The sequence below is a fragment of the Bacillus sp. L381 genome (genome assembly GCF_030284525.1).
Taxonomy (GTDB): Bacteria; Bacillota; Bacilli; order Bacillales; family Bacillaceae; genus Bacillus; species Bacillus amyloliquefaciens.
Genome location: NZ_CP127224.1, coordinates 2,444,221 through 2,462,786, shown reverse-complemented (window position 1 = coordinate 2,462,786; position 18,566 = coordinate 2,444,221). Strand labels below are relative to the sequence as shown.

Sequence of the window (18,566 nt, the reverse complement as noted above, 5' to 3'; positions counted from 1 at the left end):
GGGATGATCATGTCAATTGAACCGATATTTTTCAAACCGGTTTTCAAAGAAAGAATGTGGGGAGGCAATGCCCTGCGTGCTTTTCACTATAATATTCCGTCAGAGCGGACAGGGGAGTGCTGGGCATTCGCCGCTCATCAAAATGGGCAGAGCACAGTGCAAAACGGAAGGTATAAAGGATGTACGCTCGGTGAATTATGGGAGCATCACAGAGATTTATTCGGATACCTTGAAGGGGACCGTTTTCCTCTTCTTACAAAAATTTTAGATGCAGACCAAGACCTGTCCGTTCAGGTGCATCCGAATGATGATTTTGCCAAAATGCATGAGAACGGAGAACTTGGAAAAACCGAATGCTGGTATATCATTGATTGTGAAAAAGATGCGGAGATTATTTTCGGCCACAATGCAACAACAAAAGAAGAGCTGGTATCCATGATTGAGCGCGGAGAATGGGACGGGCTCCTGAACAGAGTTAAGGTAAAGCCGGGAGACTTCTTCTTTGTTCCAAGCGGCACCGTTCACGCGATCGGGAAGGGCACACTCATTTTAGAAACGCAGCAAAATTCAGATACGACTTACAGATTATATGATTACGGAAGAAAGGATGCGGACGGCAGACCGCGCGAGCTCCATTTGGAAAAAAGTACAGAAGTCATAGACGTTCCATCATTCCGTGAACGGCCGACTGTTCAATATAAACAAACGGATGATCTGCTCGCAGCTATATTAATAGAATGTCCTTATTTCTCAGTCGAAAAGTGGGATGTAAAAGGTGAAGCAAATCTATTTCAGAATCATCCCTTCCTTCTTGTCAGTGTGATCGAAGGCGAAGGCATGATGGTTACCGGCAAGCAAGAACATCACTTTAAAAAAGGTGATCATATTCTCCTGCCTTCCGGTTTGGGGGAATATAAAATTACGGGACATTCAGAATGTATTGTGTCTCATCTGTGATCTTCTAAACCCTTCTCTGTCATCAGAGAGGGGTTTCTTAGCGGTATTTACGGAAGTGTCAGCAGCTAAATTTGTTTCATGATGATTAACCGCGAAAGATTCCCTCAGCGCATCGGCGCTAAAGAGTTAATCTCTCAATTTGTATATTTCCCGAGCCATGGATTCAAGTATGTACATAACGGGGATTTGGGTGGTGATATTCGCATTCTCAACCCATTCTTCCGTCACGTAATATGACAGATTCACATCGGACATTTTGGCAATGGTTGAATGTTTATGATTTGTAATACTGATGACCCGGCTGCCTTCTTGTTTCAGCTGATTCAGATGAGTCACCGTAGAATGGCCTTCACCTGAAACCGACAGAGCGATTGTTATGCTGTTATGGCGGAAATGGGAATGGACCGGAAAGTAAGGATCTTTAATATACATTGAAAGTTTCCCTAAGCATGAAAAATATCTGGCTCCGTATTCGGCAAGAATTCCTGAGGTGCCCACTCCGATAAAAATGACGTTTTCTGCATCGGCGACAAGGGATGCGGCTTCCTTCAGCTTTTCTTCCATGTCACCGCTTACTGTTCTTTCAAAAAACTCGGTAACGGAATGATGGGAACTCTTTAAAGTCGTTTTTTTATCAGCTTCAGCATACATTTTGAGCTTGACCTTAAACTCCGAAAATCCTTCGCAGTTTATTTTTTTGCAGAAACGTAATATAGAAGCCGTAGATACGTGGGTTTCATCTGCCAATTCACGGATTCGCATATAGACGGCTTTCTCGCTGTTTTGGCAAATGTAATTGTATAAAGAAGTTTCAAGCTCGTTAAATGAAGCAATCATTTCGTGTGTGAACATGCAGGGGGATTCTCCTTTTTATGAGAATAGTGACCGTACATCTAATCGTAACATATCACATAGTGTTATATTCATGTGACAAATCACTTTTTGTGTCATTCAAAACAAAGCGCCGTCAAACGTTTACGTCACGGATCAACTGCGGATATAATTCGTTCATACGCATTATTTGAATGGGAGCGGGACGATATGAGTATTAAACTGATAGCGGTTGATATGGACGGAACGTTTCTGAGTGATGAAATGGCATATAACAAAGAGCGTTTTATGAACCAGTATCGTGAATTAAAAGCGCGGGGAATTTATTTTGCCGTAGCGAGCGGAAACCAATATGCGCAGCTTATATCCTTCTTTCCGGAAATCGAGAATGAAATTGCTTTTGTTGCGGAAAATGGCGCTTTCGTCGTGAATGCCGGAAAAGAATTATTCGCGGGTAAAATGTCTGAAGACACAATAAAGGCAGTAATCCGGGCATTAGAGCAGTATGATGTGAAAAACGCCATTGTCTGCGGGAAAAAAAGCGCGTATATTCATAAAAATGCCAGTGAAGATGAATATCTGCACGCCAGTAAGTATTATTATGTGTTAAAAAGGGCGCCGCATTTTGAAAAGATCGATGATGACATCTTTAAATTTTCCGTCAGCTTTCCCGCCGAACATTGTCCCGCACTGCTGAGCCATTTGAAAAACACCATCGGATCTTTTGTGACGCCTGTATCAAGCGGACACGGTGACATAGATCTGATCATACCGGGGCTTCATAAAGCAAGCGGGATTCAGCTTCTTCAGAAACAATGGGGAATCAATAATGAAGAATGCGCGGCCTTTGGAGACAGCGGTAATGACCTGGAGATGGTGTCCGCTGTGAAATACGGAGTCGCAATGGATAACGCGCAAGAAAGCATTAAACAGGCTGCCGCGCATATCACGCAATCAAATAACGAAGAAGGAGTCTTAAACGCGATTGATTCCATTCTCAAATATGAAAAACCTTTTGTCTTAAAGAGACGGGGTTCAACTGCGGAGGTGCTGAACGATGATTAAATTAGTAATTACGGATTTAGACGGCACGTTTTTAAATAATCAAGGCGGCTTTGACAGAACGTTATTTGAAAAGACAAAAAGAGTAATGGAGGAACAGCATGTCGCCTTCGCCCTCTGTACCGGAAAGCAGTGTGAAAGGGTGGAAGCATTGTTCGGAGAAGATGCGAAAGATTTTTGGATTTTAGGAGACAGTGCCACACGTATGAAAAAGAACGGCAAATTCGTATATGAATCTTTGATCAGCAATAAAGCGGGACTGTCAATTATAGAGGCTTTAGAAAAAATCAGCTGCAGGCACAGCATTATTGCGTGCACAAAAAAAGGCGCGATGGTAAAAGAAAACCTGTCTGAAAGCGAAATGAGATATGTAAATGCCTCTTATGCACATGTAACGAAAATAGCTGATTTTACTGAGATAAAAGACGACTTTATCAAAATTACGGTTCATGACCCTCACGCCAACTGCCCGGAAACGAGAGAAAAGCTGCATGAATTTTTTCACCAGTTTTATATCGTAGCATCAGAAGATACCTGGATCGACATTTCAAATATCGGAATACATAAAGGAACAACAGTACAAGAACTGCAGCGATTATTAGGAGTTTCGCCTGATGAGACAATGGCGTTCGGAGACGGCCGCAATGACAAAGAGTTGATGGAAGCGGCATCCTACAGCTTTGCGGTCAAGAACGCCATTGACGAAATAAAAGATGCGGCGCATTTTGTCATCAAATCAAACGAGGAAAGCAGCGTCATGCACACGATTATGAGAATATTAACGCTGCAGAAACAGAACATGAAAGACAGAACATGAGAAAATGGCGTGTGCTGGAGAGCCTGACATTAAAAAATATTGAATCTGCCGGGTTCCCTTAGGATCGGAGCATAAAATGTTCGATTAAAGTTTTGTTCTTTTTAACTAAACGTTGCACTATAATTGAGCTGTAGGCGCATGAAAAAAGGAGGATTTTCGTGTTTCAAACTTTAGACCATTTTTTGAAATCTTGGGAATTCGAAGCCGATGCCACACAGAAACTGCTGAATCATCTGACTGATGAATCACTTAAACAAGAAATCACTTCACAAAATTGGACTTTAGGCCGTATTGCTTGGCATACTGTTGCTGCTATTCGCATCATTACCTCAAACACCAACTTAACGTTTCATGCCCCAGCTGAAGATTATCCTGTTCCCGCTTCGGCTCAGTTGATAGCTGACAGCTATCATCAAGCCAGACACGCATTAGTGCAGGCGTTAAAAACCCAATGGACTGACGATACATTTCAAGAACGTATTAATTTTTTGGGTCAGCAAATGTCAAATGGTTCACTTTTAATGTTTTTAATTCAACATCAAAATCATCATCGAGGACAAATGACTGTCCTGATGAGACAAGCAGGTTTAACTGTTCCGGGGATTTATGGTCCGGCAAAAGAGGAATGGACAAAATTTGGTTTGGAAGCTCCGAAAATGTAATCAAATTATAAAGAAGTTAACCTATTACAAACATACAAGAGCATGCTTTGATCAATGTTCAATTTGCTTAATTTTCATTCCAAACGCTTCAAATCATAGGCTTTTGTAGATAAGGGACTCGAATTAACAGGCGATACCAAACGATGTTTGGTATCTTTTTTGTTTTAGTCTTAAAGTTTAAAGCGGTTTAGGAATATCCATGACAGGCCGCTTGGGACTATGGAATTGCTTTGGATCGATAATTGGATTTGTTGAACACTCTTTCTTTCCTGTACTCATTTTAGCCCGGTTGATTTAAGAGACTGGTGCAGCCGCATTAGGTTGTAGTTGCGCGCTATATTCCGAGAGAGAACAGGGAGAAAGCATTTGGTCTGATCGATCCGCAGAATCAATGGGAAAGGTGTCGGACCAGCTATAGGCGGAATGGTTGCTCATTACATCCATTGGTCATATTTGCTGCTTGTTCCAACTGCAACAATTATCACTGTTCCATTCCTTATAAAACAGTTGAAAAAGGAAGAAAGAATCAGCGGTCACTTCGACATTCCTAATCAAAATAAAAACAAACGCTGTTATTATAGAGGTTTTTGCAACTCCTAATAAAGGCTCTCTTTATTGAGGGCCTAGCGGAATGAAAAGAAGCCGGAATATGAGATCCCGGCTTCTTTTACATTATTTCCCCTTCGCCTTCTCTGCCCGGTAAAACTCATGAAACATCTTCATCAATGCGCGTTTTTCAATCCGGGATACATAGCTCCTTGAAATGCCGAGCTCCTTCGTGATCTCACGCTGCGTTTTTTCTTTTTTTAAATTTAGTCCGAAGCGGGCCAACGATGACTTCTTTTTCGCGGTCGTCTAAAATGTCGATATATTTTTTGACCTTTTCAAGCTCCATGTTGAGCTGAATGGTATCGATCACATCTTCACTTTCCGACTTAAGGACATCAATCAGGCTTATTTCATTCCCTTCTTTATCCTGGCCGATCGGATCGTAAAGGGAGACGTCTTTTTTCGTTTTTTTCAAAGCGCGCAGATGCATTCAAATTTCATTAAATAATTCTTTAATGAGGATTATCACAGTAAGATGCAACGGATAAAATAAGTAAAAAGCCCATTTCATAAAAGTACTTGAATAACCTTTTTTACCGTTATACAGGAGAAAGAACGGGAAAGCGAAAACCATCATCCATTGATAGTCATATAAAAACAATTGGTTAAACAAGTCCGGTGCACCTAAATTGGTCAGTAAGAAGAACAAGCTGAACAAGATATAAGTGATAATCTTCAGGCCTTTCTTTTCTCTTAGGAAGTAGAATATGAGTACCATCCCTAGACCGTATAGGGATGCTTCGGTAAATAACATAAGTATGCCAATAACAATAGCTGCAATCGTACTCAATGCGTATTTTTTCGTCCGTTTACCATAATCCAAGACTGTTAGCAGCACTATACCGCATCCTAAGGATAAGAAAATGTTATTTGGTATTTTAAGTAAATAATCTAATGCAACCATTACAATCGCAAAACCAAATAACCGAATAATATATTTTTTCCGATTTCTCGTATGGATAAATCCTTCAACAATCAAAAAGAAAAATATTGGTGCAGCTAATTTTCCAACGTATCCGAACCATATGGGATAATTGGGGATATAAGTATAAACGTGGTCAAATATCATTAAAATGATGGCTAATAATTTTAAAACAAATGAATTCATAATTTACTCCTTTAGAAAATTTTTAAGTTTCATATGTTATGTCCTGCTAAAGAGCGGCGAAAATTCATCTTAATCCTTCAGAGCTTGTAAAACTGTTTTTTATTCGGCCCATAAGCCAAAACGAATTTCCCACTACTTTCTGGCACAGTATGCACAGTATAAAATAAAGGACTCACAAAAAAAATAGAGAAAGATTACGCTAAGCTTTCAATTTTGTAATCTTTCTCTGTTTATATTCCTAATTTTCGACGTTTGGTATATATGCTGTCTTAAGCAAATACCTAGAACATCTTGATCAATGGGCACTTTTTAATCCAAGACACAAGCCGCGCGAAATTCCAAGACTCCTTCGTTCATCTCTTTCTCAAAACAAGGCTGAATGGACCGACGATGACTTCTTTTTCGCGGTCGTCTAAAATGTCGATATATTTTTTGACCTTTTCAAGCTCCATGTTGAGCTGAATGGTGTCGATCACATCTTCGCTTTCCGACTTGAGGACATCGATCAGGCTTATTTCATTCCCTTCTTTATCCTGGCCGATCGGATCGTGAAGGGAGACGTCTTTTTTCGTTTTTTTCAAGGCGTGCAGATGCATTAAAATTTCATTTATAAGTTTCAATAATGACTGTTTGTATACTCCAAGGATGAAAACCTCTTAAAGACGACAATCTAAAAATTTGATTCGTTTAAATATTATAGGGAAATCACGATTTAATAAGGACTGTTTTCGTAAGCAGTATGGTTTTAACACGCATCTGGATTCCCCTATCAAAGTAAAGGTTTTTGGGGATTTTTGTTAAAATGATAGTAAGAACCTTTTGCAGCGGACAGGGAGTTTCGTTGCTTCATAAGGAGAGGGAACTATGAAAAAAAATATTCACATACTGGGAGCCTCTGGAGTCGGAACTTCAACATTGGGTGTTGCATTATCAAAGCATTTGCCTCATACGCATCTTGATACTGATGATTACTATTGGACAGATAAATTCACTAAAAAAAGAGAAATTCCTGAAAGAAGAAAGCTGCTTGAAAAAGACTTGACAATCAATGAGAAATGGATTCTTTCTGGCGCAGTGTGCGGCTGGGGCGATGATCTAAAAAGTTATTTTGACCTTGTCATCTTCTTATGGGTTCCGCAAGATATACGGCTTGAGAGATTAAGGCATAGGGAATTTCAGCGTTATGGAAACGAAGTGTTAGCCGGCGGCAGTAAATATGAACAATCAAAAACATTTTTAGAGTGGGCTTCTTTATATGATAATGCTGGAATGGAAGTTAGAAGTAGAGCTTTACACGAACATTGGATGGCAGATTTATCTTGTCCATTGTTAAAAATTGAAGGAGATTACTCAGTCAATGAAAGAGTTGATCGTGTCTTGGATTATCTGAATTCTAATTAAACTAACGGATGGAGATAACTTAACCAGAAAATAAATCCAAAAGTCAAAGGCATTTTCAGTTTGTCTGTTGTGAAGTGATTTATTTTCGGCAGCATCCTACAACAGACAAGTGATTTGTTCTTCGTTAAGTTCTCCGTATTAAAGCCCTCTCATAACGAGAAGGGCTTTCCGCCTTTTAATATTTTCTCTTTAAAAAGAAGGGGAAGGCTTTATCCATTTATCCCTCGTATAGTTTATTAATCAGCTCTGTAAACATGAGGGAGTTACAATAATTGGTTAAAGTGAGCGTTGCTAGGGGTATACTTATGTTTGTGAAAATAATTATAAATATATTTTTAGAATTTTTTCGATCCAAACAAATATCTTTAAAAAAGTTACCGGAAACATCTTCATCGATGCACATTTTTCAATGCGGGATACATTGCTTCTTGAAATGCCGAGCTCCTTCGCGATCTCGCGCTGCGTTTTTTCTTTTTTAAATCAAGTCCGAAGCGGCCGACGATGACTTCTTTTTCGCGGTCTTTTTCATAGGAAAAACGTCCAAAAGTGCAGGGTTATCCAAATGAAATGGATTGTTAAAAAGGAGTTTTCTTGTTGGAGGGGTTTAATATCCATCAATTGAAAGTTGCTTACGCAGAGGTATATAAAAAATTTTAGTTTATGTCGAGAACGATGTTCACCTTCACCGCTTGTTTAATTAGAGGAAGTGATTCTTCTTTAGGGGAGATCACTTTTACTTATTCAACTAAAACAGCAGTTTTGCGGAAGAAGGAGAAAAATCAGTTGACTTACTTGAATGCTATTAATACGAAGGATTGAAAAAGAAGAACACACAGCAGATGATTCACTTGCTCTTGTTGGGGGCAAGTGTTGACAACCCTATTACTGGTTTAATTAAAGAAGGAGTATAAAACCTGTATCAATGATGTTACTGGATATCTGCGACACAGGTTTTATATTTAGGTAACTAATATATTATGCAATAGTTCACTCTATTTCTGCTTTCAATTTTTCGAACCATTCTAAATTAACCAAGTGATGTGAACGGGAATTTTCATTCATACGGCGAAAGTAATTGATTGTGCCGGGAATTTCTTGATTAATGGACAAGTATTCATCAAGGAGCTCGATTCGAGCTTTAGTCTGATCGATTTGTGATTGGATCAGATCCAGTAATTTATTTTTGTCGAATTCATCGGCAAAGAGTAACGCCCCATAAAATTGCAGGTTCACATATTCCGATTTGGTGCCGTATTTGATCATTAATTTTTCGAATTCTGCCCTTCCCGCTTCTGTGACTTTAAAGTTACGGATTTCACGCCCACTGGTTGAGGGTTTCTGCTGAATCTGTTCAATCAAACACTTTTCTTCAAGTTGCTGCAGATTGTAATAAAATGAACCTTTCGTGAAGTTAACAATGTATTTGTAATGACGTTTTTTCATTAAGGCCAGAAGTTCATAGCCGTGAGCTCCGGGGTTTTGGATTAACAAGCCAAGGATAAGTAAGGGAATTATAGTTTCATCACCTTCGCCATCCGCGCCTCAAATTCCGCGTACGTTATTTTACCCGAAGCCAAATCCATGCTATGAAGGTAAATCTGTTCTGTTTTAGAATAGTCACCATTCACTTTCAGTGATTGCTCCTCTCCCGAAATGGGTTTCAAGATATGGTGCTTTTTCGAAAAAGCCTCGAAATAGCGGTAACCGAATTTGCGTTGTGAAGCTGCGTCTAAATGAATGCCATCAGGATTCGCAGTCAAACCTGTTGCAGTAACAAAATAACAATTCTGTTGTTCATTAGCAAAACGCAGCAATTGTTCATTAACCTGTCGAAATTCAGTTGCGTGCTGTCCAAAACCGGTCTTCCCAAGAAAGTCACCAAGCCCTCCAATAATCAACGGTACCTCATCAAGTTTCAACTCGTTTCTTAGCGTCTCGATGATAAGAGTTAATTTCTCGTAATAAGTTTCATGTAGAGAACGATAACTGTCACTCTCACCTTGGTGCCAAAGGATCCCACAAATTTGACTGGACCTGAGGGCAAAGCGGGCTTCGGACAAAGCATGCTGAAAAAGGATGCCTTCCGGATGCCAGTCATTCAATGAGCTGCCACCTTCCGCACAAGGGATCAAGCCAATTTCTTCATCGGGATGAGCTTTCGACCATGCATCTGCAAAAGATGCTGCCAGGCCAATGCCGGAAACCGGACGGTCGTAATTAATCGGCTCTGTCATCATCTGCCACTGTCCATTGCGCAGCATTTTTATTTTTTCATTATAGATAGGGTCTACTTCATTCAAAAATCCACGGCCCGCCATATTCGACTGGCCCAACATTAAAAAAGACTTTATCATCTAATTTTTCACTTCTTTACATCGATATTTTAGTCTATTTAGACTATAGTCAATTCAGTTTGTCTTGTAAAGTTTCCTATGAGGTTCAAAATCATTTTTCAAAGGAAGTACGTTCAATGATGGAAGAATGATGAAACGAACTGATATGTGGACAAATGGTGGAAATGAATCATTTGATCTGAGTCTGTTTGCTTTTTATTGAAACAGGCTATTGAGTGTGGAAGAGTTTCCTAATAACACCCCCACCATGACTGACATAATAAAATGCAGAAAAAGCCGGATGTCAGATCCGGCTTTTCGCTCACTTTCCCTTCGCCTTCTTCCGCTTCTCTTTCTCCGCCCGGTAAAACTCATGAAACATCTTCATCAATGCGCGTTTTTCAATCCGGGAGACATAGCTCCTTGAAATGCCGAGCTCCTTCGCGATCTCGCGCTGCGTTTTTTCTTTTTTTAAATCAAGTCCGAAGCGGCCGACGATGACTTCTTTTTCGCGGTCGTCTAAAATGTCGATATATTTTTTGACTTTTTCAAGCTCCATGTTGAGCTGAATGGTGTCGATCACATCTTCACTTTCCGACTTGAGGACATCGATCAGGCTTATTTCATTCCCTTCTTTATCTTGGCCGATCGGATCGTGAAGGGAGACGTCTTTTTTCGTTTTTTTCAAGGCGCGCAGATGCATTAAAATTTCATTCTCAATACATCGTGCGGCATATGTGGCAAGCTTCGTGCCTTTTCCTGCTGAATAGCTTTCAATTCCTTTAATCAGCCCGATTGTACCGATGGAGATCAGATCTTCTGCGTCTTCTCCCGTGTTTTCGAATTTTTTTACAATATGGGCGACCAAACGGAGATTATGTTCGATCAGCATATTGCGGGCGTGTTCATCTCCTTCAGCCATAAGGTCTAAGTATTTTTTCTCCTCATTATTTGAGAGCGGTTGTGGAAAGGCATTATTTTTCACGTATGATACTAAAAACACGAGTTCTTTCACAATAAACCCGAGCGCTGCAAAAACACCTGTCACCATCCTCACCTCCACAAAGTTATGTAGGCAAAAGCCTATATGTAACTGTATGTGGCAGTCAGGCTGTCTGTGTCTGTACAGGGAAATTAATCAAAGGCAAGTTTTATTTCTAAAGGCCTCTTGATTTTTTCTGATTGAGCCTGTATATTGTTAAAAAAAGTAAGAGCGAAAAGAATATACGTAAAAAGCGCTGAAGAGAAGAGTAGGCAGGTATCATTCATGACAGAGAGCTCCGGGAGCTGGGAAGGAGTATGAATGGATGTGTTGAAACAAATCTCTTAGCTTCGCATCGGAATCGTGCAAAACGAGGATGATGCGGCGGATACTCCTGTTACCGAGTAAGCTTTGTACCCGGCAAGGCCGGCACCAAACCGAATTGAGGTGGCATAGCGGGTTGTTTCCCGTCCTCAAGACTTCATTGTCTTGAGGGCGTTTTTTTATTTTTGAGGGGAAAAACCGGAAGTCTTGGCGGTACCCGCTGCTTTTGTTAACCGGAATCGGGATCGCAAACATTGGAGAATGGATTTATTTTTTGTCTCTTAATCTCATTGTCTTAAAAGAAACGGGATCTGCTTTTGCCGTTTCCATCCTCTATTTAATCAGGCCCGCGGCTGTTTTGATGACAAATGGCTGGGCGGGCAGCATCATCGACCGATGTAACAAACGGAATATGATGATGTCGCTTGATTTCATCCGGGCTGCATTCATTGCCGTTCTGCCGCTGATGTTTACTGCACGGTCTTTGTTTTCCATTTATTGTATCGTGTTTTTGATTCAAATGGCCAATGCGATGTTTCGTCCATGTTCCATGGCGTATGTGACGATGCTTATCCCGGCCGAAAGGAGAAAACAATTCAATTCACTCAGGGCATTGCCGGAATCAGGGGCTTTTCTCCTCGGACCGGCTGCGACTGGGCTGCTTTTTATCATCGGCACGCCGATTTTTGCGATTTGGGTGAATACGGCAGCTTTAATGCTGTCCGGTATTATCACAATGATGCTGCCAAACCTTGAAAATGAACCTCATGTACATTCTCCCAGACAGAAGCTTTCTTTGGCAGTGTACAAAGAAGATTGGAAGCTCGTATATCGCTTCAGCCGAACGGCGCGAAACGTCATGATCATTTATTTTTTATTCAGCCTGGTCATGACCGTTATGATGTCTGCGCTTGATTCGCTTGAAGTCGCTTTTGCAAAAGAGGTTCTTCAGCTGACTGATGCCGATTACGGTTTTCTTGTCAGTGTGTCTGGGGCGGGCGTTATTGCAGGGGCGCTTGTCAATGTGTTGTTTAATAAAAAAATGCCGGCTTCTTTATTGATGGGAATGGGCTCTTTATTCACAGCGGCCGGATATATGATTTATGCGCTTTCTGACGTTTTTTGGACGGCTGCTTTTGGCTTTTTCTTTCTGGCTTTTTTCCTGGCATTCGCTAATACGGGATTTCTGACGTTTTATCAAAAGAATGTTCCGGTGGACATCATGGGGAGGGTGGGGAGCTTTTATTCACTAGTTGAAGCCGGCTTCATTATATTGATAACGGCCGTGTTCGGAGCGGCGGCAGTCAGTTCTTCCATCCGCCATATCGTCATCACAGGCGCTGCCGTTATGCTGATGTTGGCAGCTGTTTTATGCTCATTCTTAATTGCGGCCGCAAAAAGGAGGACACCCGATGTATTTCAAGCGGATCAATTTAAACAAACATAAAGAGACGGCCGTTTCAGCTTTGGCACGGCGGATCATTTTAATAAGGATGAGTATCTCAGATGGCTGTCATCCCAAATCAAATGCTTTCCCGACGGTTTTATGCTGCTTTTTCATAACGGGCAGCCGATCGGACAGCTTGAAGCTTCCGTCAAATCGTACGGTAATCAAAAAATCGGTTATGTGCACCTTTACTATATTACTGAGCAGCAGAGGGGAAGGGGGTGCGGAACGAAGCTCCATCAATACGCGAATCAGTTTTTCAGAACGAACGGTGTTTCGGAATATCATCTCAGAGTTTCTCCGGACAATAAAACGGCCTTCTCATTTCACAAAAAGCAAAACCTGGAAGTGCTCGGTTCGGAATTGAACGGAAAGGTTCTCAGAATGAGAGGAGCCGTACCGCCGGTATAGGGGGCGGTACGCACTTCATTTTTTCGTTGTTTTTAAAAGACCGGGAAACTTTTTATAAATGACCGCCATTAACACGAGCATATACATTCCGTAAATCCCAAAAGACAGCAGTTTGTTGCTTGTAAATGAAGCGCCTGCGACCGTCACGATCACAATGTTCGGAATTTTGCCGAGCGCTGATGCGGAAAAAAAGATCGGCCAGCGTATGTTACTCAGCCCGCAGACGGTATTCATGGCAAGCGACGGAATAATCGGAATCAGCCGCCCGAAAAGCACCGCCGTAAACGCGTGCTGATGAAATGAATCTTCATATTGGGCGGCGGCCGGGTAAGCTCGCAGCTTTTTTCTGGCCCAGTCTCTGAATCCGTAGCGGACGAGAAAAAACAATGCCATTGTTCCGAGCATCGCGCCTGACAGTGTAATCCACACCCCGTTTACAATCCCGAAAACCGCTCCGTTTAAGGCCGCGATAATGGCGAATGGAACAATCGGAAAAAATACGTCTGCTGCAACCAGCAGGATACTCATAAGGACGGCGTACATTCCGCCCGCCCGAATCATGCCGAGCCAGACGTCTTTTTGCATAAAGCCGATCATCACGACAGCAATGATGACGGCAAGACTGAATCCTTTTTTTATCATTTGCACGTTCACCTCTTTTCAAATAGTATACAGCACAAATCTATCTCCTTCTATTAAAATAGGCTGTCCGATAAGCGTGTTTCTGCATTGTTTAATAGGGGAGGGGATAAAATGGTATCCATAAAAAAAGACCTGATACCGAAATCAAACGGCAACCGGCCGGGATATGCCATGAATCCGGACTATATTACCATTCATAATACGTCCAACACGGACAAGGGCGCAGACGCGAAGATGCATGCAAATTATGTGAAACAGCCGGATACTGCCGTCAGCTGGCACTTTACGGTGGATGATTCTGAGATTTATCAGCATTTGCCGCTTAATGAGAACGGCTGGCATGCCGGTGACGGAACAAATGGGGCAGGAAATCGGAAGTCAATCGGAATTGAAATTTGTGAAAACGCTGACGGTGATTTTGATAAGGCGGTGAAAAATGCGCAATGGCTCATTAAAAAGCTCATGAAAGATTATCATATACCTCTTGACCGCGTCGTTCCCCATAAAAAATGGTCAGGAAAGAATTGTCCCGACAGGCTGCTGAACAGCTGGGAATCCTTTAAAAAAGGCATAACCGGCTCTGACGACTCTGCAAATAAGGCGCCTAAAATCTACCCGCTGCCTTCAGGAATCATTAAACTGACGACCCCTTATACAAAGGGCGAAAAGGTGACTCAAGTGCAACGAGCTCTTGCCGCCGCTTATTTCTATCCTGATAAACATGCGAAAAATAATGGAATCGACGGAATATACGGACCGAAAACGGCCAATGCCGTAAAGCGTTTCCAAACCATGAACGGCTTGCAGGCTGACGGGATTTACGGTCCGAAAACAAAAGACAAGCTGGAAGCGGCGCTGTCATAATTCAGCATCACCTGCTTCTTACAGCAGAAGCGGGTGATGTACATAAATTGAGGTGCAGAATGATTTTTAAAAAAGGGGACACGTTAACAGTAGTGTTTACTGGAGGTGTAAACGTTGAGATGCTTTCATCTGATCATCATGATATGCGTCCTCACGAGTCTCACTGCCGTGTCCGCCGATGCGAAATCATTAAAAAGAAGTGACATGGAGAAGACGGGAAACGTGTACTGGGATATAAGGTCTGAAAAAAAGAAACTATCTTTAACCTTCGATGACGGCCCCCATCCTGTCTATACGGAGGCTGTGTTAGACGTGCTGAAACAGCACAATGTTAAAGCAACCTTTTTTTGTATCGGGAACCGTATAGACAAATACCCTATAACGGCAAAGCGTATCATTGAAGAAGGGCATGAAATCGGCAACCATACGATGAACCATGTTTATTTTCACCGTCTGAAACGCAAAGAAATTTTAAAAGAGCTTCACAGCTCCGCGCAACATATCAGATCGCTTCAGCCGGAAGGGGACAAGTTATTCCGCCCGCCGGGAGGGTCGCTGAATCATACGGCTTTCAAAAACATTTTAAAAGAGGGCTACCTTATCATCATGTGGTCATGGAACCAAGATCCGATGGACTGGAAAAGGCCCGGAAAAGGAAAAATCGTCAGGCATGTTGTCTCACATGCCAGGGATGGAGATATCATTCTTCTGCATGACGGAGGCGGAAACCGGCGTCAGACGGTTGAGGCTTTGAAAGAAATTATTCCCCAGCTGAAAAAACAGGGCTACACATTTGTTAAGGTTTCCGATTTGATCGGACAGGATTCCGGCCCTTTTCATATTCATTAAAGAGAGCGCCGCGTTGAAAGCCGCAAAAGAGATGTGTACCATAGGATGTAAGGTTTGGGGGGAGAGAAAATGAAGTTTGCTGTTCTTTTTATTACGATAACCTGTCTGTTATCGGGATGCGCCGCAGGCAAAGAGAAAAGTGTTGTCGCATTCGGCGACAGCAATACGCGCGGTTCCAATTGGGATTATCGTGATTATCCAAAGGCGCAGCAGTGGGTAAACATTTTAAAAACAACGGAACGCGGGCGTCTTACGGTTGTGAATGCGGGAATAGGCGGTCAGACGACTGAAGATGCGCGCCTGCGCTTTCAAAGCGACGTGCTTGACCGTAAGCCCCAATATTTATTTATCATGTTCGGAACAAATGATGCGGGCATTTTGACTGGAGATCAGCCTCGAGTATCAAAGAAAAGGTTTAAAGAAAACCTGACTTATTTTATAAACGAAAGCCGAAAACACGGCATAAAGCCGATCTTAATGACGTGCATTCCGGTTATAGAAGGAAACGGAACGCATCATCTCTATTACTATTCAAGATATAAGGCCTCAGCCTTTAAAGAAAAAGGCGGAGCGAGGAAATGGCATAATTCCTATAACGGCATTACAAGACAGGTTGCAAAAGAGTTAAAAGTGCCTCTGGTGGATAACTGGAAACACTTTATACACGCGGACGGCGGCAAAGCTACAGACCGGGCGCTGATCCAATCCGGACTGATTGATCCTTCCGGAAATCACATGACGCCAAAAGGGGCCAGAATCTTAATTGAAGGCATAAAAAATGGGCGGGTTTTGGAACGCTGACGCGGTCAGCTGCCTAAGCCGTTTTGCCCCTGCATCATAGGCTGTAGAAAAAACATCTTTTTGGAGGCGATATGCTATGAACGGCGGTTTCCCTCCGCAATATCCTGTATGCCCGCCTCCTCGGGTGAATGCGGGGTACTGGTACGCATTTTTTGTTGTCCTGCTCGTCGTTTTTCTCGTTCTGGGCGGTCTGTATTGGTTCAAATAATAACAGCAGTCCTCTTAAACACCTCTATTTTAGGGGTGTTTTTTGTTGAAAGTGGTAGTAAAGCGCATAACCGAAGTGATATAATATCAGTCATCTGAGTAAAAAAAGGGAATTCGCCCGGAAAATTTTTTCTGTTTAAGAAGAAACGGAAATAATGTGTCCGAGCGATCTTCTTTTGATTTCGTTTTCAATTAACTCGATAAATTCACGGCTCAAATTCATTTCATTGGCTTTGAAATAAGATTCTATTAGTAATTCATCAGAAAGCTTTCTCATGCCGGGGACCCAATTAATGGGAGTGGCACCTCCTTAATAATTGTAATCAATCATCAGACGCAAGCATATGATGAAGGTTGCGTTTCAATCATGGTGAGGTTATCTTTAATCTACCATGAAATACAAATAAGAACAATCGTTCTGTTATCCACACTCACAAGTGGATAACTTGTTAGTATCTTGTTTATAATTTGGATAAATCCGGATGTAATAAGAGTGGATAATGTGTGTAATTTTATCCACAACTGGTGAAGAAACCCAATTTTTGTCGAAATTTTTTTGCTCAGTCCGACTTTGTTTTTAAATCTGACAGATTTCGACATATAGATGATAGAAAGAAAAGGGAAGGGTGCGGGTTTTGTTAAAAAAGTTTTTTTTACCTGACGAATTTGTGAAAAATATATTTCATATCACACCGGAAAAGCTCAAGGAGCGCAATGTGAAAGGTATTATCACTGACCTTGACAACACGCTTGTGGAGTGGGACAGACCGAGTGCGACACCTCGATTAATCGAGTGGTTCGAAGAAATGAAGGAGCACGGCATTAAAGTCACGATCGTCTCCAATAATAATGAACGAAGAGTGAAATTATTCTCGGAGCCGCTTGGCATACCGTTTATTTATAAGGCAAGAAAACCGATGGGGCGCGCCTTTAAAAGAGCCGTCAGCAGCATGGATCTGAAAAAAGAAGACTGTGTGGTCATCGGCGACCAGCTGCTTACTGACGTTCTTGGCGGAAACAGACACGGGTATCATACGATCCTCGTCGTGCCTGTCGCTTCCTCTGACGGGGTCATGACGCGCTTTAACCGCCGGATTGAACGGAGAATATTGAGTTCTTTGAAACGTAAAGGCCATATTCAGTGGGAGGATTAGAAATGGAAAAGGTTGTTTGCATCGGCTGCGGAGTAACAATCCAGACCGAAGATAAACAGGGTCTCGGGTATGCGCCAAAGGCATCCCTCACAAAAGAGAATGTCATCTGCCAGCGCTGCTTCAGACTGAAAAACTACAATGAAATTCAAGATGTTTCATTAACGGATGATGACTTTTTAAATATCTTGCACACAATCGGCGATACTGACTCTCTTATTGTCAAAGTCGTTGATATTTTTGATTTTAACGGAAGCTGGATAAACGGACTGAACCGCTTTGTCGGCGGTAATCCGATCATTCTTGTCGGTAATAAGGCCGATATCCTTCCGAAATCCGTAAAACGGGAACGGCTCGTTCAATGGATGAAACGCGAAGCGAAAGAATACGGCTTAAAACCTCTTGATGTCTTTTTAATCAGCGCTTCCCGCGGACAAGGAATGAAAGAAGTCATTGACGCCATTGAACATTACCGCGAAGGCCGCGATGTGTATGTGGTGGGCTGTACGAATGTCGGGAAATCAACGTTTATCAACCGGATTATTAAAGAGGTCTCAGGGGAAGAGAACATTATTACTACCTCTCAATTTCCGGGGACGACGCTTGATGCAATTGAAATCCCGCTTGATGACGGATCTGCGCTTTATGATACACCGGGAATCATTAACCATCACCAGATGGCGCATTACGTGGACAAGCGTGACTTAAAGGTGCTGACACCGAAAAAAGAACTGAAACCGCGCACTTTTCAGCTGAATGAGAAACAAACGCTTTACTTCGGCGGGCTCGCACGTTTTGATTATGTTTCAGGCGATAAATCGGCGTTTGTCTGCTATATGCCGAATGAATTGATGATTCACAGAACAAAGCTTGAAAATGCTGACGCCTTATACGAAAAGCATGCGGGTGAATTGCTCACCCCGCCCGGAAAAGATCATTTGGATGAATTTCCGGAGCTTACGGCCCACACATTTACGATTAAAGAAGGAAAGACGGATATCGTTTTTTCCGGCCTCGGCTGGGTCACGGTGCAGAACGCAGATAAAAAAATAACGGCATACGCTCCGAAAGGCGTACACGTATTTGTCCGCCGATCATTAATATAGAG

General features: G+C 42.1%; 20 protein-coding genes, 4 pseudogenes and 1 other annotated feature. Of the genes and pseudogenes, 14 read left to right on the top strand and 10 right to left on the bottom strand.

Going from position 1 to position 18,566, the window contains the following annotated elements; genetic code table 11:
- Positions 1-9 precede the first annotated feature (9 nt).
- A complete protein-coding gene (manA, locus tag QRX25_RS12575) occupies positions 10-957 on the top strand; it encodes a mannose-6-phosphate isomerase, class I (RefSeq protein WP_065981934.1) in 948 nt (315 codons plus the stop codon).
- A gap of 126 nt (positions 958-1,083) precedes the next feature.
- On the opposite strand, the gene QRX25_RS12570 is transcribed toward manA, so the two are convergent.
- Positions 1,084-1,809, bottom strand: coding sequence for a MurR/RpiR family transcriptional regulator (locus tag QRX25_RS12570; protein ID WP_065981933.1), 726 nt, complete (start codon positions 1,807-1,809; stop codon positions 1,084-1,086).
- 189 nt (positions 1,810-1,998) lie between these two features.
- On the opposite strand from QRX25_RS12570, the gene QRX25_RS12565 reads away from it, so the two are divergent.
- The 4 genes and pseudogenes from QRX25_RS12565 to QRX25_RS12550 all read left to right on the top strand — a co-directional run.
- The gene (locus QRX25_RS12565) at positions 1,999-2,853 is read left to right on the top strand and encodes a Cof-type HAD-IIB family hydrolase (protein WP_065981932.1); all 855 of its coding nucleotides are present in this window, start codon (positions 1,999-2,001) and stop codon (positions 2,851-2,853) included.
- Complete coding sequence (locus tag QRX25_RS12560; protein ID WP_065981931.1) at positions 2,846-3,667, top strand: HAD-IIB family hydrolase; 822 nt, start codon at positions 2,846-2,848, stop codon at positions 3,665-3,667. Before QRX25_RS12565 ends, QRX25_RS12560 begins: the two co-directional genes overlap by 8 nt.
- Before the next feature lie 158 nt (positions 3,668-3,825).
- On the top strand, positions 3,826-4,329 hold the full coding sequence (locus QRX25_RS12555; RefSeq protein ID WP_065981930.1) for a DinB family protein: 504 nt from the start codon (positions 3,826-3,828) through the stop codon (positions 4,327-4,329).
- 223 nt (positions 4,330-4,552) lie between these two features.
- Positions 4,553-4,875: pseudogene (locus tag QRX25_RS12550) on the top strand (hypothetical protein); the annotation flags it as partial.
- Positions 4,876-5,001: 126 nt separating this feature from the next.
- Here QRX25_RS12550 and QRX25_RS19780 read toward each other — a convergent pair.
- The 3 genes and pseudogenes from QRX25_RS19780 to QRX25_RS12530 all read right to left on the bottom strand — a co-directional run.
- Positions 5,002-5,368, bottom strand: a pseudogene (locus tag QRX25_RS19780) (sigma factor-like helix-turn-helix DNA-binding protein); the annotation flags it as partial.
- The gene (locus tag QRX25_RS12535; protein WP_212098524.1) at positions 5,369-6,046 is read right to left on the bottom strand and encodes a TraX family protein; all 678 of its coding nucleotides are present in this window, start codon (positions 6,044-6,046) and stop codon (positions 5,369-5,371) included.
- 359 nt (positions 6,047-6,405) lie between these two features.
- Positions 6,406-6,654: pseudogene (locus QRX25_RS12530) on the bottom strand (RNA polymerase subunit sigma-70); the annotation flags it as partial.
- Positions 6,655-6,910: 256 nt separating this feature from the next.
- Between QRX25_RS12530 and QRX25_RS12525 the strand changes: the two are divergent.
- Positions 6,911-7,447, top strand: coding sequence for an ATP-binding protein (locus tag QRX25_RS12525; RefSeq protein ID WP_065522717.1), 537 nt, complete (start codon positions 6,911-6,913; stop codon positions 7,445-7,447).
- A 321-nt stretch (positions 7,448-7,768) separates the two neighbouring features.
- Here QRX25_RS12525 and QRX25_RS12520 read toward each other — a convergent pair.
- From QRX25_RS12520 to sigK, 4 genes and pseudogenes are all read right to left on the bottom strand, one after another.
- Positions 7,769-7,968, bottom strand: a pseudogene (locus QRX25_RS12520) (sigma factor-like helix-turn-helix DNA-binding protein); the annotation flags it as partial.
- Between the two features lie 466 nt (positions 7,969-8,434).
- A complete protein-coding gene (locus QRX25_RS12515) occupies positions 8,435-8,962 on the bottom strand; it encodes a PadR family transcriptional regulator (protein ID WP_212101739.1) in 528 nt (175 codons plus the stop codon).
- On the bottom strand, positions 8,959-9,801 hold the full coding sequence (locus tag QRX25_RS12510) for a sialate O-acetylesterase (RefSeq protein WP_212098521.1): 843 nt from the start codon (positions 9,799-9,801) through the stop codon (positions 8,959-8,961). The genes QRX25_RS12515 and QRX25_RS12510 overlap by 4 nt, the downstream gene beginning before the upstream one ends.
- Before the next feature lie 301 nt (positions 9,802-10,102).
- Positions 10,103-10,831, bottom strand: coding sequence for an RNA polymerase sporulation sigma factor SigK (sigK, locus tag QRX25_RS12505; protein WP_014472613.1), 729 nt, complete (start codon positions 10,829-10,831; stop codon positions 10,103-10,105).
- Between the two features lie 178 nt (positions 10,832-11,009).
- Positions 11,010-11,240, top strand: a binding site (T-box leader).
- Between the two features lie 27 nt (positions 11,241-11,267).
- On the opposite strand from sigK, the gene QRX25_RS12500 reads away from it, so the two are divergent.
- The gene (locus QRX25_RS12500) at positions 11,268-12,533 is read left to right on the top strand and encodes an MFS transporter (RefSeq protein WP_212101736.1); all 1,266 of its coding nucleotides are present in this window, start codon (positions 11,268-11,270) and stop codon (positions 12,531-12,533) included.
- A gap of 99 nt (positions 12,534-12,632) precedes the next feature.
- Positions 12,633-12,944 carry a GNAT family N-acetyltransferase gene (locus QRX25_RS12495; RefSeq protein WP_346345794.1) on the top strand — a complete coding sequence of 104 codons (312 nt, stop codon included), beginning with the start codon at positions 12,633-12,635 and terminating at the stop codon, positions 12,942-12,944.
- Between the two features lie 15 nt (positions 12,945-12,959).
- Here the strand turns inward: QRX25_RS12495 and QRX25_RS12490 are convergent, their stop codons facing one another.
- Positions 12,960-13,586 carry a TVP38/TMEM64 family protein gene (locus QRX25_RS12490; protein WP_065522723.1) on the bottom strand — a complete coding sequence of 209 codons (627 nt, stop codon included), beginning with the start codon at positions 13,584-13,586 and terminating at the stop codon, positions 12,960-12,962.
- Positions 13,587-13,697: 111 nt separating this feature from the next.
- Between QRX25_RS12490 and QRX25_RS12485 the strand changes: the two genes are divergently transcribed.
- From QRX25_RS12485 to QRX25_RS12470, 4 genes are all read left to right on the top strand, one after another.
- Positions 13,698-14,450 (top strand): peptidoglycan recognition protein family protein, encoded by a 753-nt coding sequence (locus QRX25_RS12485; protein WP_212098518.1) that lies wholly within the window; start codon positions 13,698-13,700, stop codon positions 14,448-14,450.
- A gap of 114 nt (positions 14,451-14,564) precedes the next feature.
- Positions 14,565-15,299 carry a polysaccharide deacetylase family protein gene (locus QRX25_RS12480; protein ID WP_065981923.1) on the top strand — a complete coding sequence of 245 codons (735 nt, stop codon included), beginning with the start codon at positions 14,565-14,567 and terminating at the stop codon, positions 15,297-15,299.
- Between the two features lie 69 nt (positions 15,300-15,368).
- Positions 15,369-16,100, top strand: a complete 732-nt coding sequence (locus QRX25_RS12475; protein WP_212098516.1) for an SGNH/GDSL hydrolase family protein — start codon at positions 15,369-15,371, stop codon at positions 16,098-16,100.
- A 76-nt stretch (positions 16,101-16,176) separates the two neighbouring features.
- The gene (locus QRX25_RS12470; RefSeq protein WP_014470711.1) at positions 16,177-16,308 is read left to right on the top strand and encodes a hypothetical protein; all 132 of its coding nucleotides are present in this window, start codon (positions 16,177-16,179) and stop codon (positions 16,306-16,308) included.
- 135 nt (positions 16,309-16,443) lie between these two features.
- Here the strand turns inward: QRX25_RS12470 and QRX25_RS12465 are convergent, their stop codons facing one another.
- Positions 16,444-16,584, bottom strand: a complete 141-nt coding sequence (locus tag QRX25_RS12465) for a sporulation histidine kinase inhibitor Sda (RefSeq protein ID WP_003152850.1) — start codon at positions 16,582-16,584, stop codon at positions 16,444-16,446.
- A 358-nt stretch (positions 16,585-16,942) separates the two neighbouring features.
- On the opposite strand from QRX25_RS12465, the gene QRX25_RS12460 reads away from it, so the two are divergent.
- Together QRX25_RS12460 and yqeH are read left to right on the top strand one after the other, a co-directional pair.
- Complete coding sequence (locus tag QRX25_RS12460; protein WP_014470710.1) at positions 16,943-17,461, top strand: YqeG family HAD IIIA-type phosphatase; 519 nt, start codon at positions 16,943-16,945, stop codon at positions 17,459-17,461.
- Positions 17,462-17,463: 2 nt separating this feature from the next.
- A complete protein-coding gene (gene yqeH / locus QRX25_RS12455; protein ID WP_014470709.1) occupies positions 17,464-18,564 on the top strand; it encodes a ribosome biogenesis GTPase YqeH in 1,101 nt (366 codons plus the stop codon).
- Positions 18,565-18,566: the final 2 nt, after the last annotated feature.